This is a genomic window from Rhodoferax sediminis (genome assembly GCF_006970865.1).
Classification (GTDB): domain Bacteria; phylum Pseudomonadota; class Gammaproteobacteria; order Burkholderiales; family Burkholderiaceae_C; genus Rhodoferax_A; species Rhodoferax_A sediminis.
Genome location: NZ_CP035503.1, coordinates 3,978,601 through 3,993,590, shown reverse-complemented (window position 1 = coordinate 3,993,590; position 14,990 = coordinate 3,978,601). Strand labels below are relative to the sequence as shown.

The 14,990-nt window shown below is 66.7% G+C and carries 14 protein-coding genes and 1 pseudogene; 3 read left to right on the top strand and 12 right to left on the bottom strand.

Annotated elements, in window-relative coordinates; all coding sequences use genetic code 11:
* Positions 1-80 precede the first annotated feature (80 nt).
* Positions 81-1,304, top strand: a complete 1,224-nt coding sequence (locus EUB48_RS19245) for an MFS transporter (RefSeq protein WP_142820697.1) — start codon at positions 81-83, stop codon at positions 1,302-1,304.
* On the opposite strand, the gene EUB48_RS19240 is transcribed toward EUB48_RS19245, so the two are convergent.
* The 8 genes and pseudogenes from EUB48_RS19240 to EUB48_RS19205 form a co-directional block, all read right to left on the bottom strand.
* Positions 1,305-1,802 (bottom strand): DUF2127 domain-containing protein, encoded by a 498-nt coding sequence (locus EUB48_RS19240; protein ID WP_142820696.1) that lies wholly within the window; start codon positions 1,800-1,802, stop codon positions 1,305-1,307.
* 22 nt (positions 1,803-1,824) lie between these two features.
* Positions 1,825-2,175: pseudogene (gene arsC, locus EUB48_RS19235) on the bottom strand (arsenate reductase (glutaredoxin)); the annotation flags it as partial.
* Between the two features lie 47 nt (positions 2,176-2,222).
* Positions 2,223-3,281 carry a serine/threonine protein kinase gene (locus EUB48_RS19230; RefSeq protein WP_142820694.1) on the bottom strand — a complete coding sequence of 353 codons (1,059 nt, stop codon included), beginning with the start codon at positions 3,279-3,281 and terminating at the stop codon, positions 2,223-2,225.
* 97 nt (positions 3,282-3,378) lie between these two features.
* Positions 3,379-4,467 (bottom strand): DUF2855 family protein, encoded by a 1,089-nt coding sequence (locus EUB48_RS19225; RefSeq protein ID WP_142820693.1) that lies wholly within the window; start codon positions 4,465-4,467, stop codon positions 3,379-3,381.
* Between the two features lie 70 nt (positions 4,468-4,537).
* Positions 4,538-4,960 (bottom strand): organic hydroperoxide resistance protein, encoded by a 423-nt coding sequence (locus tag EUB48_RS19220; RefSeq protein ID WP_142820692.1) that lies wholly within the window; start codon positions 4,958-4,960, stop codon positions 4,538-4,540.
* Positions 4,961-5,012: 52 nt separating this feature from the next.
* The gene (locus tag EUB48_RS19215) at positions 5,013-5,462 is read right to left on the bottom strand and encodes a MarR family winged helix-turn-helix transcriptional regulator (RefSeq protein ID WP_142820691.1); all 450 of its coding nucleotides are present in this window, start codon (positions 5,460-5,462) and stop codon (positions 5,013-5,015) included.
* A gap of 79 nt (positions 5,463-5,541) precedes the next feature.
* Positions 5,542-6,348 (bottom strand): crotonase/enoyl-CoA hydratase family protein, encoded by an 807-nt coding sequence (locus EUB48_RS19210; RefSeq protein WP_142820690.1) that lies wholly within the window; start codon positions 6,346-6,348, stop codon positions 5,542-5,544.
* 14 nt (positions 6,349-6,362) lie between these two features.
* A complete protein-coding gene (locus EUB48_RS19205; RefSeq protein ID WP_142820689.1) occupies positions 6,363-7,211 on the bottom strand; it encodes a 3-hydroxybutyryl-CoA dehydrogenase in 849 nt (282 codons plus the stop codon).
* 125 nt (positions 7,212-7,336) lie between these two features.
* Here EUB48_RS19205 and EUB48_RS19200 point away from each other — a divergent pair, with 125 nt between their 5' ends.
* Entirely contained in the window at positions 7,337-8,935 is a 1,599-nt protein-coding gene (locus EUB48_RS19200; RefSeq protein WP_142820688.1) for a GMC family oxidoreductase, read from the top strand.
* Positions 8,936-9,010: 75 nt separating this feature from the next.
* On the opposite strand, the gene EUB48_RS19195 is transcribed toward EUB48_RS19200, so the two are convergent.
* Positions 9,011-9,823, bottom strand: a complete 813-nt coding sequence (locus EUB48_RS19195) for an ABC transporter permease (RefSeq protein ID WP_142820687.1) — start codon at positions 9,821-9,823, stop codon at positions 9,011-9,013.
* Positions 9,823-10,767, bottom strand: coding sequence for an ATP-binding cassette domain-containing protein (locus tag EUB48_RS19190; RefSeq protein WP_142820686.1), 945 nt, complete (start codon positions 10,765-10,767; stop codon positions 9,823-9,825). Before EUB48_RS19190 ends, EUB48_RS19195 begins: the two co-directional genes overlap by 1 nt.
* Positions 10,768-10,784: 17 nt before the next feature.
* Here EUB48_RS19190 and EUB48_RS19185 point away from each other — a divergent pair, with 17 nt between their 5' ends.
* The gene (locus EUB48_RS19185) at positions 10,785-11,879 is read left to right on the top strand and encodes a mechanosensitive ion channel family protein (RefSeq protein WP_142820685.1); all 1,095 of its coding nucleotides are present in this window, start codon (positions 10,785-10,787) and stop codon (positions 11,877-11,879) included.
* Positions 11,880-11,937: 58 nt separating this feature from the next.
* Here EUB48_RS19185 and EUB48_RS19180 read toward each other — a convergent pair whose 3' ends face one another.
* Complete coding sequence (locus tag EUB48_RS19180) at positions 11,938-13,437, bottom strand: AMP nucleosidase (RefSeq protein WP_142820684.1); 1,500 nt, start codon at positions 13,435-13,437, stop codon at positions 11,938-11,940.
* A gap of 22 nt (positions 13,438-13,459) precedes the next feature.
* Positions 13,460-14,857, bottom strand: coding sequence for a glutathione-disulfide reductase (gene gorA, locus EUB48_RS19175; RefSeq protein ID WP_142820683.1), 1,398 nt, complete (start codon positions 14,855-14,857; stop codon positions 13,460-13,462).
* Positions 14,858-14,990 lie beyond the last annotated feature (133 nt).

Genomic DNA, 14,990 nt, shown 5'->3' with positions numbered 1-14,990 from the left:
CTCGCGAGACAGGCGTGCGACGGGCGCGTACGATTCATGGGCGACTTTCCCTCCCATCCGCAGAACCCAGAGCACCGCCCATGAGCAACAGTATCGCGACCAGCGCCGCACCGCCGGGCACGAACGACCCCACCCGCTTTCGGGTGCTGGGTGCGATCAGCTTTTCGCACTTCCTCAACGACATGATCCAGTCGCTGATCCTGGCGATCTATCCCCTGCTCAAGGGCGAGTTCAGCCTGAGCTTCACGCAGATCGGCCTGATCACGCTGACCTACCAGATCACCGCCTCGCTGCTGCAGCCGGTGGTGGGCCTGTATACCGACAAGCACCCCAAGCCCTATTCCCTGGCGTTTGGCATGGGCGCCACGCTGATCGGGCTGCTGGTGCTGTCCATCGCGCCCAATTTTGGCGTTGTGCTGCTGGCGGCCGCGCTGGTGGGGACGGGCTCCTCCATCTTTCACCCCGAATCCTCGCGCATCGCACGCATGGCATCCGGCGGCCAGCATGGCCTGGCGCAATCGATCTTCCAGGTCGGCGGCAACATGGGCAGCGCCGTCGGCCCGCTGCTCGCGGCGGCGATCATCATTCCGCGCGGCCAGTACGCCGTGGCGTGGTTCGGGCTGGCCGCGCTGGTGGCCATCACCGTGCTGTGGAAAATCGGCGGCTGGTACAAGCAGCAACAATTGGCCGGAGTGGGCAGGAAGAAGAAAGCCGCCGCGGCCGTGTACGGCCCGCTGCCGCGGCGCACCGTCGCATGGGCCTTCCTGGTCCTGATGGTGCTGATCTTCTCCAAGTATTTTTACCTGACCAGCATCACCAGCTACTACATCTTCTACCTCATCGCCAAGTTCCACCTGTCCGTGCAGTCGGCGCAGGTGCACCTGTTCGTGTTCTTGTTTGCGGTGGCGGCCGGCACCATGCTCGGCGGCCCCATCGGCGACCGCATCGGGCGCAAGCTGGTGATCTGGGTGTCCATTCTCGGCGTGGCGCCGTTCACGCTGATGCTGCCCTACGCGAACCTGATGTGGACGGGCGTGCTGACCTTCGTGATCGGCCTGATCCTCGCGTCCGCCTTCTCGGCGATCCTGGTGTTCGCGCAGGAACTGGTGCCCGGCAAGGTCGGCGCCGTCTCGGGCATGTTCTTCGGCTTCGCGTTCGGCATGGGCGGCATCGGCGCCGCGGTGCTCGGCAGCCTGGCCGACACGCACGGCATCGAATATGTCTATCGCCTGTGCGCTTATCTGCCGCTGCTGGGCATGCTGACGGTATTCCTGCCCAACGTCGAGCGCCATCGCATCAAGTAGTCATCTGCCGCGCCGCTGCCAGAGGTAATACGCCAGCAGGCCGACGACGAAGACGTTGCCGGCCAGCACGCCCGCGCTGATGATCGACGGCTGGTGCAGCAGATGGCGCAGTTCGAGCGGGATATACAGGCCGCCCGATAGCGCGCCCAGCCATTCGGCCCAGACCCGGTCATTCCACAGCCCATAGGCTTCGGCGAAGCGCAGCGCGACGTAGGCGACGGCCAGCATGGCGAGCAGGTGCAGGTTGGCACCGGGCAACAGCCCCGCGTAGTGCAAAAGAATCGATGGATAGTGCTCGTCCGGCTGCAACCCGAAGCGGCCGATCAAGTCAATCACCAGATGCTTCACATCGCGATGCTCCAGGTCGATCACACCGATCATCGCAATCAGCGCGGCGGAGCCCTTGAGGGCCTCGAACAGGGCGACCGCGCGCAGCGCGCGACGTTGCGCGATGGAATGTTGTGGAGCGGTGCGGGCGACGGGCAACGGTTGGCTCATGAGGATTTTTTTGCCGGCGCTACGGCAGGATCCCCAGCACGATATCCGACGGGCGGCACAGCCGCGTGCCGCGCGGCGTGACCACGATCGGCCGGTTCATCAGGATCGGGTGTGCCACCATGACATCGATCAGCGCGTCGTCCGACAGTGCGGGGTTGTCGAGCCCGAGCTCAACGCACAAAGCCTCCTTGCTGCGCAGCACCTCGCGCACCGGCAGCTTCAGCTGCGCGATGAGTTCGACCAGCTTCTCGCGGCCGGGCGGGTGCTTCAGGTAGTCGATGACCTCGGGCTCGATGCCGTGCTCGCGAATCAGGCCCAGCACGGTGCGCGAGGTGCCGCATTTCGGGTTGTGGTAGATCGTGACGGGGTTCATGGGCGTCGTTCTCCGGAAAAGATGAAAGAGGGAGCGGGATGATTTTTTCAGACCAGCAGCGGTGGTTCCTGCATGGCCTCGATCTGCTCGTGCAGCATGTCGACCTGGCCCTTCCAGTAGTCGCTGGAGCCGAACCACGGGAAGTTGATCGGAAAGATCGGATCGGCCCAGCGCCGCGCCAGCCAGGCGCTGTAGTGGATCAGGCGCAGCGTGCGCAGCGGCTCGATCAGGGCCAGCTCGCGCCGGTCGAACGCGCGGAACTGCTCGTAGCCGTCGAGCAGCCCACTGAGCTGCGCGGTGCGCTGGCGCCGGTCGCCTGAAACCAGCATCCACAGGTCCTGCACCGCCGGGCCGCTGCGCGCGTCGTCCAGGTCGACAAAATGCGGGCCGCCGCCGGGCCGCTCGGTCGGCGTCCACAGGATATTGCCGGGGTGACAGTCGCCGTGCAGCCGGATGGATTGCAGCGGTTCGGTGTCAAATGAGCCTGTAGCCTTTGTCTCCATTGCGCTGGCAGCTATCAAATCAAGAGCGTCGGTGCAAGCCGCCTGCCACGCGCCTTGTACGTCGAGCGGGATCTTGTCATGCGCCAGCAGCCAGTCGCGCGAGGCAGTGCCAAAGCTTTGCAGGTCCAGCGCCGGGCGGTGTGCAAACAGCCGCGCCGCGCCCACGGTGTGGATGCGCGCCAGGAAGCGGCCGATCCACTCCAGCACCTCGAAGTCGTCGAGTTCGGGCGCTCGCCCGCCCCGGCTCGGGCTCACGCTGAAGGCGAAGCCGGCGAACGCGTGCAGCGTACGATCGGCCAGCACCAGTGGCCCAACGACCGGGATTTCTGCCGCCATCAACTCGGCCGCGAAGGCGTGTTCTTCGAGGATTTGCGCCTCGCTCCAGCGCCCGGGCCGGTAGAACTTGGCGACCACGGCGCCGCCGTCTTCGAGGTGGATCTGGTAGACACGGTTCTCGTACGAACTCAGCGCCATCAGCCGGCCGTCGCCGTACAGGCCGACACTGGCAAGCGCGTCCATCACCACGTCGGGCGTCAGCGTCTCGTAGGGGTGGGTCAGGGCGCGGGAAGCGCGGGAAGCGCTGGAGGGGTGCGGGTCGGCCATGGGGTGATTGTCGCCGCCCCGGAGGCAGGGCAGCGCGGGGCACGGGTATCAGGAAGAAATAGCCTGCAAACCCTTGATTTATTTGCGCAGTTTGCTATCAGGTTAATAGCGACAGCATTTGCCCGACACGTGGGTCGCCGTGCCCGGCCAGTACCTGCGCGTAGGCGGCCTGCACCGCCTCGGGGCCATGATGGTGTGCCACCGTGAGCCACGGCGCGGCCGGGTTGCTGACCTGGTGCACAAAACCCTGCCAGGCCTGCAGCAGCCGCTGGCCCAGGCCCTCGGCGCCCCAGTCCGCGTGCCGCTTCTTGATTTGCGCGGGGGCAAAGAACAACGTGGCGCGCGGCCCTGGCAGGTCCCTGGCGCCGCCGAGCTGCTCGACGTGCGTGCCGCCGATCGAGCTGCTGAACTTCAGGTGAGCGAAGCGCGTGTGGATGGCGCGGCGCAACTCCGCGCTGCCGGCAAAGTCGATATAGACGCAGGGCGCCTCGGCGGCGATCTGATCGAGCTGCTCGTACGTCAGCACCCGGCTGTAGCAGCCCAGGCTCTCGCAAAACGCCTGGTTACCGGCCGAGGTCAGGCCCACGACCTCGATGCCCGGCCGCCTCTGGAGCTGGAACGCCGTGCCGTAGGCGGTTTTGCTCGACGCGCTGGACAGCAGCATCACGTCGGCCTGGAAAAAATCGTTATCGGCCAGGAAGTCGTCGATCAGCCACGAGGTGATGAACAGCGGCCGCAGCAGCGCCTGCAGGTCTTCGGTATCTGGGCTGTAGAACGGATCGGCGGCGCAGCGCATGACCTGGTTGTAGACCGCGTGCAGCGGCGCACGGTGCGCGGCGCCGTCGACAAAACTGCCTGGTGAGAGCCGGGTCGGCGACAGCACCGCGCTGCTTGCCATCGGCCAGTAGCCGTACAGCCGCTCGCCCACCGCGATGCCGGCGTGCAGTGACTGCGCCACCGTACCAAAGCCCCATACGGGCACGATGCCCCAGCCGTCTTCGTGCGTGGGATAGAACTCCCAGTAGCTCATGGCCTCGCCGAACGCGGCGTAGGTGATGTTGTTGGAGGTCAGCGCGAACTTGTCTACCTGGACGCGAATCTGATCAGGTGCAAGCGCGGTATCTGGCGCGGTAGTCAACCGCGTGGTGCTGAGCCGGTTTTTCTGGACGAGCAGGGTGGTGTTCATGGGGCGACCCTAAACGAAACGGCCCGCCGGTTCAACACCGGCAGGCCGCCTGGGTGACAGCTGGGCTGGTTTACGCGAGCGTGATGGTCACGTCGATGTTGCCGCGCGTGGCATTCGAATACGGGCAGACCTGGTGCGCAGCGTCCACCAGCGCCTGGGCGGCAGCGCGCTCCATGCCGGGCAGGCTGACCTTCAGGCGCGCGGCGATGCCATAGGCGTTCGGGATCGGGCCGAGATCCACCTCCGCATCCACCGCCACGTCGGCCGGCACGGAGACTTTCATCTTGCCGGCCACCGCCTTGATGGCGCCGATAAAGCAGGCCGAGTAGCCGGCCGCGAACATCTGCTCGGGGTTGGTGCCGGTGCCGGACGCGCCCGGGGACGACAGCTTGACCTCCAGGCGGCCATCGTCTGAGCGCGCGGCGCCATTGTCGCGCCCGCCGGTGGTGTGAGTGTGGGCGGTGTACAGGACTTTCTCGAGTTTCGTAGGCATGGGGACTCCTTTGGGAAATAGTGCTTCGGGCATGAAGCGGGTTGAGAAATCGTCAGGTGACCAGTCTCTGGCGCAGGGCCTGAACCTGCTTGGTGAGGCTGACCAGTTCGGAGAGCGAGCATTGGCTGGCATCGAGAATGCAGCCCGGAATCTTCGCGGCGCGGACCTTGAGCCGGCGTCCGGCCGCGGTCAGCGTGAGGTGCACGCGGCGCTCGTCCGTTACCGCGCGGATGCGGCTGATCAAGCCGGCGGCCTCCAGCCGCTTGAGCAGCGGCGTGAGCGTGCCCGAGTCGAGGTACAGGCGCTCGCCGAGCTCGGACACCGTCAACCCGTCCCGTTCCCACAGCACCAGCATGACCAGATATTGCGGGTAGGTCAGTCCGAGCCCATCGAGCAGCGGTTTGTACAGCTTGGTCATCGCCAGCGAGGTGGAATACAGCGCGAAGCACAGCTGGTTGTCCAGCAGCAGGGCCTGGTCGGGATCGAGTTTTCGCGTTGCCATGGCTGAATTATAGTGAGCAATTAAATTGTGTGCAATTTAATTTTGTAAATAAACCCAACCGAACCGGCAATTCGCCGGATCAGCGGCCCGAAAAGCGTGCAGGCCGTTTTTCGGCGAACGAGCGCACGCCCTCGGCTGCATCAATGCTGTTGGCCAGTCGCCGCTGTACCGGTATGAATTCATGCATCGCGACCAGCGGGCCGTGCTCGACGGCCTTGAGCGCGTTCAGCCGCGAGGCCACCACAGCCAGCGGTGCCTGCGCGGCGACGGTCTGTGCCAGGCGCAGCGCCTCGTCCAGCTCCCGGCCCGCGGGCACCACCTTTTGCACGAAGTTCAGCCGCAGTGCCTCGGCGCTGCCGAACTCGTCACCGGTCAGCAAATGCAGCAGCGCATTGCCCAGGCCCGCGCGCTCGGCCATGCGCAGCGTGGCGCCGCCCGTGGCCATGATGCCGCGCTTGACTTCGAGTTGCGAGAAGCGGCAGTTGTCGGCTGCGACCACGATGTCGGCCGCCAGCATCAGCTCGATGCCCAGTGTGTAGGTGATTCCCTTGACCGCCACCAGCATCGGCTTGGTGCGGCGCCGGTAGCCCTCCATGCCAAGGTTCAAGGGGTCGACCAGGCCCAGCGGCACGGCCTTCTCGCCGCGCTGCATCAGCGGCGCGATGGTCGGCAGATCCAGTCCCGCGGTGAAGTGCTCGCCCATGGCGTGCAGCACCCCCACGCGCAGCGCCGGGTCGTCGTCCAGCCGCGTATAGGCTTCGCCGAGCTCGCGGAACATCTTCGGGGTGAAGCCATTGCGCTTGGCCGGGCGGTTGATGCTGATCAGCAGCACGTGCTCCAGCACCTCGCAGTCGATGCTGCCCTCAAGGTGTTCCTGTGTGCTCATGCGCGCCTCTTCTTTCAGTACTTGTAAACGCCTTGCCCGGTCTTGCGGCCCAGCCGTCCCGCGGCCACCATTTCCTTCAGCAGCGGGCACGGACGGTACTTGCTGTCGCCGAACTCGGTGAGGTAGACGTCCATCACCGCCAGGCACACGTCCAGGCCGATCATGTCGGCCAGCGCCAGCGGGCCGATCGGCTGGTTGCAGCCCAGCTTCATGCCGGCATCGATGTCTTCGGGCGTGGCCAGCCCTTCGGCCAGCACAAAAAACGCTTCGTTGATCATCGGCACCAGGATGCGGTTCACCACGAAGCCCGGCGCGTTCTTCACGGTGATCGGCGACTTGCCCAGCGCGGTGGCCATGGCGTGCACCGCGTCGTGGGTAGCATCGCTGGTCTGTAGGCCGCGGATGATTTCCACCAGCGCCATCATCGGCACCGGGTTGAAAAAGTGCATGCCGATGAAGCGGTCAGGGCGCGAGGTGGCGGCGGCCAGTTTGGTGATGGAGATCGACGAGGTGTTGGAGGCGATGATCACCTCGGGCGCGAGCAGCGCGTCGGCCTGCTTCAGGATCTTGAGCTTGAGTTCGTAGTTCTCGGTGGCGGCCTCGATCACCAGTTGCGCGGATTTCAGGTCTTCATAGCGGGCCGAGCCCTTGATGCGCGCCAGCGCCGTGGCCTTCTCAAGCGCGCTGATCTTGTCCTTCTTGATCAGGCGGTCCAGGCTGCCGGCGATCGTGGCAATGCCTTTATCGACGGCCGCATCGGAGATGTCCACCATCACCACGTCGATGCCCGAGACGGCACATGCCTGCGCAATGCCGTTGCCCATGGTGCCTGCGCCGATGATGCCCACTGTCCGAATGTCCATGTTGATCCTTTTCCAGGGTTGAAATGTGTCAACCGCCTATGTTATCGGCTCATGGCGGCATTTGTTGTAACGTACGCACTGGCCAGAAAAACAAACCAGATCCGCGGAGTCCCATGGAAACAGGCATGTTCGACTACATCATCATCGGCGGCGGTTCCGCCGGCTGCGTGCTGGCGGCGCGCCTGAGCGAGGACCCGGCCATCCGGGTCTGCCTGCTGGAGGCCGGCCCGGTCGACAAGAGCGTGCTGATCCACTGCCCGGCCGGACTGGCGCTGCTGGCCAGGAACGGGCAGGCCAACTGGGCGTTCGAGACGGTGCCGCAGCCCGGCCTGAACGGGCGGCGCGGCTACCAGCCGCGCGGCAAGGTGCTGGGCGGCTCCAGCTCGATCAACGCCATGATCTACGCCCGCGGCCACCATAGCGACTACGACCATTGGGCCGCGCAGGGCAATCCGGGCTGGAGCTTTGACGAGGTGCTGCCGTATTTCAGGCGCTCCGAGCACAACGAGCGCGGGGCCGATGCCTGGCACGGCACGGGCGGCCCGCTGAATGTGGCGGACCTGCGCAGTCCGAACCGCTTCGGCCCGGTGTTTGTGCGCGCCGGGCGGGAGGCGGGCTTTGCCGTGAACCACGACTTCAACGGTGCCGAGCAGGAAGGCGTGGGCATGTACCAGGTCACGCATAAAAACGGCGAACGCTGCAGCGCCGCCAAGGCCTACCTCACGCCGAACCTGTCGCGGCCCAACCTGCAGGTCATCACCGGCGCGACCACCACCCGCATCCTGACCGAGGGCCGGCGCGCCGTCGGCGTGGAATACCGCCGTGGTGGCCAGCTCGAACAGATCAAGGCCACGCGCGAGGTGCTGCTGTGCGCTGGCTCGCTGCAGTCGCCGCAAGTGCTGATGCTGTCGGGCATCGGCCCCGGCGCACAGTTGCGGCAGCACGGCATTGCCACCGTGCACGACCTGCCGGGTGTGGGAGAGAACCTGCACGACCACGTGGACGTGGTGCAGGTGGTGGACGCGCCGCACTTGAGGGACCTGTTCGGTATTTCCCCGGTCGGACTGCTGCGCGCGCTCAAGGGCATTTTCGAGTGGCGCCGCCACCGCCGCGGCATGCTCACCACCAATTTTGCCGAAGCCGGCGGCTTCATCAAGAGCCAGCCGGGCGAGCCAATTCCGGATTTGCAGCTGCACTTTGTGATCGGCAAGCTGGTGAACCACGGCCGCACGACCAGCTTCGGCCACGGCTATTCATGCCATGTGTGCCTGTTGCGCCCGAAAAGCCGCGGCAGCGTGAAGCTGGCCAGCGCCGACCCGCTGGCGGCGCCGCTGATCGACCCGAACTTCCTGGGCGAGCCGGACGACCTGAGCCGCCTGCTGCGCGGCTTCAGGCTGATGCGCCACATCCTGTCGCAGCCGGTGCTGGCCGACTACCGCGGTGTGGAGATGCCGGCCTCCGCCGGCGCGCACACCGACGAGCAGATCGAGCGGTTCATCCGCAACCATGCCGACACGATTTACCACCCGGTCGGCACCTGCCGCATGGGCCGCGACGCGCTGGCCGTGGTGGACGCCGAGCTGCGCGTGCACGGCGTGGCCGGCCTGCGCGTGGTGGACGCCTCCATCATGCCGCGCGTGGTGGGCGGAAACACGAATGCGCCGACCATCATGATTGCCGAGAAGGCCGCCGACCTGATCAAGGCCGCGGCGCAGGCCGCATGAGCATTTTATAAGCAAAAATGGCTTGTAGCCCTTATCAGTCGTGCGCGGACAGCTATCAAAACAGTAGTATCCGACTCAACCCTGAAAGCGCCGGCGCGTGAGCGCGAGCGCGATCCAGAACGTCACCAGCGTATAGGCGGCCAGCACGCCCGCATGCAACAGCGGCTGCGCCGGCCACTGGTCCATGAACAGCGGGCGCACCAGCTCCACCGCATGCGTCAGCGGCAGCAGGCTGGAGAGCGTATGCACCAGGCCGGGCAGCTGCTCGCGCGGAAAGAACACGCCGCTGAGGAACATCATGGGCGTGAGGAACAGCGTGAAGTAGTAGGTGAAGAAGTCGTAGCCCTGCGCCAGGGCATTGAAGATCAGCGCGATGCAGCTGAAGGTGATGCCCGCGCACAGCAGCACCGGCCAGGCCACCAGCAGCTTGGGGCTGTGGCTGATGTTCAGGGCCAGGATCACGAGCAGGATGGCGGTCACGCTGAACAGCGCCTTGAAGGCGGCCCACAGCATCTCGGCCAGCACGATGTTGTCCAGGTTCACCGGCGCATTCATGATGCCGTCCCAGGTCTTTTGCACATGCATGCGCGAGAACGCCGAGTACAGCGCCTCGAAGCTGGCGGCGTTCATCGCGCTCATACAGACAGAGCCGCTGGCCAGGAACAGGAGGTAGGGAATCTGCACGCTGCCTTGCGCACCGGCCACGGTCACGTGACCTACGAGCGCCCCCATGCCGTAGCCAAAGGCCACCAGCCATATCAGCGGCTCGGCGATGTTGCCGACCAGGCTGGGGATGGCCAGCTTGCGCCACACCAGCAGGTTGCGCAGGAACACCGGCCACCAGCGCGCCGACAGATTGGGCACGCGCCAAATGCTCATGTTCGTCATCAGCCGTCCTCCCGGATTTGCCGGCCGGTGAGCTTGAGGAACAGGTCCTCCAGGTTCGCCGGGCGGTGCAGCGTGCGCAGCTGCGGCCAGGTGGCCAGCGCGGCCAGCAGCGGCTGGGCATCGTGCGTGTAGAAAAACACGGTCTCGCCACTGAGTTCGACGCGTGCCGCCAGCGCCTTCAGCGGCGAATCGAGCAGGGCCGCGGCCCCTACGCCATAGACTTCGACCACGTCCGGCTCCAGATACTCGGCGATCAGCTCGCGCGGCCGGCCCTCGGCGATCTTCCGGCCGTGGTCCAGCACCAGAAGGCGCGAGCACAGGCGCTCGGCCTCGTCCATGAAGTGCGTGGTCAGCAGGATCGACTTGCCTTGTTGCAGCAGCACCTGCAGCCGCTCCCACATCAGGTGGCGCGCCTGCGGGTCGAGCCCGGTGGTGGGCTCGTCGAGCAGCAGCAGGCGCGGGTCGTTGACCAGGGCCCGGGCCAGGCTCAGGCGCCGGCGCATGCCGCCCGACAGCTCGCCCGGTTTGCTGTCGGCCTTGTGCGCCAGCGCGGCAAAGTCCAGCAGTGCCGGAATGCGCGGGCGAATCTCGGCCGCGCGCATGCCAAAGTAGCGGCCATACACCAGCAGATTCTCGAAGCAGCTGAAGTCCGGGTCCAGCGTGTCGGACTGGCTCACCACGCCCAGCTGCGCCTTGATGGCGAGCGCATCGCGCGGCATCTGCAAGCCCGGCGCCGTGGCGCCATCGGGGAAATAGCGGACGGTGCCGGCGTCGGGCGCCGTCAGCCCCAGGCACATGCGGATGGTGGTGGTCTTGCCGGCGCCATTCGGCCCGATCACGCCCAGGCATTCGCCGGGGGCAATGGCAAAGGACAGGTCATCGACCACCACGGCGCCGCCGTAGCGTTTGCTCAGGCCCTGGACGACGACGAGAGGATGGCTCATGCGACTATTATCCCGGCATGACTTTCCCTGAACTGGGCGCGCTGGCCGCCTGGGCCAACGATTCCTCGCTGCGCCTCGTGCTGGTCGCGCTGGTGGCCGTGCTGCTGGCCCTGCTGGTGCACGGCGTGGGCGCGGCGCTGGTGCTGCGCCTGACGCGGACCATGCCGGTGGCCTTCGCGGCGGCGGGGCAATGCAAGGCGCCCACCCGCGTGCTGCTGCCGCTGGTGGCGCTGCAGGCGGTCTGGCAGATTGCGCCCGATGATTTTCCGCTGATCGACGCCGTGCGCCATGGCAACGGCCTGCTGCTGCTGATGGTTCTGACCTGGCTGGGCCTGCGCGCCGTGCGCGGCGTGGTGCTGGGCGTCGTGAGCCTGCACCCGCTCGATGTCGAAGACAACCTGCATGCCCGCCGCATCCACACCCAGACCCACATGCTGGCGCGTATCGCCATGTTCACGGTACTGCTGGCCGGGCTGGCCCTGATGCTGATGACCTTTCCGGGCGCGCGCCAGTTCGGCGCCGGCCTGCTGGCCTCGGCTGGTGTGGTCGGCCTGGTGGCGGGGATTGCGGCGCGCCCGATTTTCAGCAACCTGATCGCCGGGCTGCAGATTGCGCTGGCGCAGCCCATCCGCCTGGACGACGTGCTGGTGGTGCAGGGGGACTTCGGCCGCGTCGAGGAAATTACCGGCACCTACGTGGTGCTCAAGCTCTGGGATGAGCGCCGGCTGATCATTCCGCTGCAGTGGTTCATCGAAAACCCGTTTCACAACTGGACGCGCAAGAGCGCCGGCATCATCGGCACGGTCTTCCTGTGGGTGGACTACCGCATGCCACTGGAGCCGCTGCGCAGGCAGGCGCAGCGTGTCTGCGACGACGCGCCCGAATGGGACCGGCGCCTGTGCAAATTGCAGGTGGTGGACGCCGGCGAGCGCAGCATGCAGTTGCGCGTACTGGTGAGCTCCGCCAGCTCGGGCCAGAACTGGGACCTGCGCTGCCGGGTGCGCGAGGCGCTGGTGGATTTCATGCAGCGCGAGTATCCGCAGCACCTGCCTTTGATGCGCGCCGAACTGGCGGAGACGGTTATTTCAGAAAAACAGGCTGTAGCCCAATAGGGTTGTTCGCAGGCAGCTACTTAATTGATAGCAATCGAGGGCGGGCTGCGCGTGCCCGCTACTGGAACGCCACTTCGGAAAAACTGCGCAGCTTGCGGCTGTGCAACTGGTCGATGCGCTGCTCGCGCAGCAGCTCGACGGCGCGGATGCCGATGCGCAGGTGCTGGTCCACGCGCTCGCGGTAGAAGTGGTTCGCCATGCCGGGCAGCTTGATCTCGCCGTGCAGCGGCTTGTCGGACACGCACAGGAGCGTGCCGTAGGGCACGCGGAAGCGAAAGCCGTTCGCCGCGATGGTGGCGCTCTCCATGTCCAGCGCCACCGCGCGGCTCTGGCTGAAGCGGCGCTGTGGCGTGTTGTGCGGCAGCAGCTCCCAGTTGCGGTTGTCGGTGCTGGCCACGGTGCCGGTGCGCAGGATGCCCTTGAGCGCGGCGCCGCGCAGTTGCGTCACGTCGGCCACCGCATCCTGTAGCGCCACCTGGATCTCGGCCAGCGCCGGGATCGGCACCCACAGCGGCAGCTCCTCGTCGAGCACATGGTCCTCGCGCACATAGCCGTGCGCCAGCACGTAGTCGCCAAGCTGCTGGCTGTTGCGCAGGCCGGCGCAATGGCCCAGCATGAGCCAGGCGTGCGGGCGCAGCACCGCGATGTGGTCGGTGATGGTCTTGGCGTTGGCCGGGCCGACGCCGATGTTGCTCATGGTGATGCCGGAGCGGTCGGCGCGCAGCAGGTGGTAGGACGGCATCTGCGGCAGGCGCGGCGGCGCGGCGCCGAGCGCGTCGCCCGCTTCGGCGCTGAGTCCCACGCGGCGCGTGACCACGTTGCCCGGCTCCACGAACGCGATGTAGTCGCTCGCCGGGTCGGCCATGGCCTCGTGCCCGAGGCGCACGAATTCGTCGATGTAGAACTGGTAGTTGGTGAACAGCACGAAGTTCTGGAAATGCTCGGGCGCCGTGCCGGTGTAGTGGCGCAGGCGCTGCAGCGAGTAGTCCACGCGCGGCGCGGTGAACAGCGACAGCGGCTGCGGCTCGCCGGGGCGCGGCTCGTAGGTGCCATTGGCGATGCCGTCGTCCATCGCGGCCAGGTCGGGCAGGTCGAACACGTCGCGCATCAGCAGGCGGCGCCCGGGCGTCATGCTGCCTTCCACATGGTCGTGCTCGGCGAACGAGAAGTGCACCGGGATCGGCTGCGTGCTGGTGCCCACCTCCAGCTCCACCTCGTGGTTTTGCAGCAGCAGGCGGAACTGCTCCAGGTAATACCTGCTGTACAGGTCGGGGCGCGTGAGCGTGGTCTCGAAGCGGCCCGGACCGGCGACGAAGCCGTAGCTCAGGCGTGTGCTCTCGGCCGGGTCGGGGGCGGCGCGCGCCACCGTGTGGGTGTGGATGCGCACGAACGGGTAGCAGGCGCGCACGTGTCCGGGCAGCGACTCGCCCGCCACGAAGCGCTGCATGGCCTGGCGCAAATGGTCGATCTGCTGGGTGTAGATGGCCTGCACCTGGGCCAGGGCGGCCTCGGGGTCGGCGTGGCGCGTGGGCGCAATGAAGGGGGGCAGGTAGGGCATGGCGGTATTGTCCCTATTTCCGTCAGACTGCTGCGCTTGCTGCCGGTTCGCGCACCGGCTCGCGCATCGTCACAAACTCTTCCGCCAGCGTGGGGTGGATGCCGATGGTGCTGTCGAACACGGCCTTGGTCGCGCCCGCCTTGAGCGCCACGGCAAAGCCCTGCACCACCTCGCCGGCGTCAGGCCCGACCATGTGCAGGCCGACCACGCGGTCGCTGGCCTCGTCGACCAGCAGCTTCATCAGTGTGCGCTCAGCGCTGCCGCTCAGTGTGTGCTTGAGCGGCTTGAAGTCGGAGCGGTACACCGTGATGCGGCCGAACTTCTCGCGCGCCTGCGCCTCGGTATAGCCCACGGTGCCGATATTGGGGTGCGTGAACACGGCCGTGGGAACAAAGTCGTAGCTCATGTCGCGCGCCGCCTTGCCGCCCGCCGGCCCCAGCAGGTGATCGACCAGCGCCATGGCCTCGCCCAGCGCCACCGGCGTGAGCTGCAGGCGCGCCGTCACGTCGCCCAGCGCGTAGATGGAAGGCACCGAGCTCTGGTAGTGCGCGTCCACCAGGATCGCGCCGTCCTGGCCCTGCGCCACGCCCGCGGCCTCCAGCCCCATGCCGCGCACGTTCGGCACCCGGCCGGTCGCGTACAGCACCGTGTCCACCGTAGCGCTGTCGCCGCCGGCCAGCCGGACCACCAGGCCGGCCGCCGTGCGCGCTATCGACGCCACCTCGGTCTGGAGGCGCAGGTCCACGCCGGCCTTGCCCATCTCGGCGGCGATGAAGCCGCGCACCTCGTCGTCAAAACCGCGCAGCACCTGCGCGCCGCGGTACAGCTGCGTGACCTGCGCCCCCAGCCCGTTGAAGATGGAGGCGAATTCGCAGGCGATGTAGCCGCCGCCCACCACCAGCAAGCGCGCCGGGAACGGTTCCAGGTCGAAGATCTCGTTGGAGGTAATCGCGTGCTCGCGGCCCGCAACGGCGGGCACGCTGGGCGTGCCGCCGGTGGCGATCAGGATGTGGCGGGCGCTATAGCTGCGCTCGCCTAGCTGCACCGTGTGCGCATCCGCCAGTTGCGCGTGTTCGCTGAACAATTGCACGCCCGCGTCCGTCAGCAGCTGCAGGTACACGCCATTCAGCCGCGTGATCTCGCGCGCGCGATTCGCCTTGAGGCGGCCCCAGTCGAGCCGGGGCGCTTCCAGGTCCCAGCCAAAGCCTCGCGCTTCCTCGAAGGCCTCGGCATAGTGCGCGGCGTAGCTGTACAGCTTCTTGGGGATGCAGCCGACATTCACGCAGGTGCCCCCGAGTCCGGCGACGCCGCCCGATTCCGCCAGCGCCACACGCACACCGCGCTGCGCCGCCATGCGCGCGGCGCGCACGCCGCCGCTGCCGCCGCCGATCACGAACAGATCAAAGTCAAAGGTTTTCATCTTGGGTATCTTGGGTGTATTCCGGTTTTTTTGAAGGTCACGGACACCCAAGCATGCCTGCACCGGCGCGCGCCTGCAACCGCGGGACGTCAGGGCTGGAGCGGGCAGTCCTTGAATAATTGGGGAACAATCA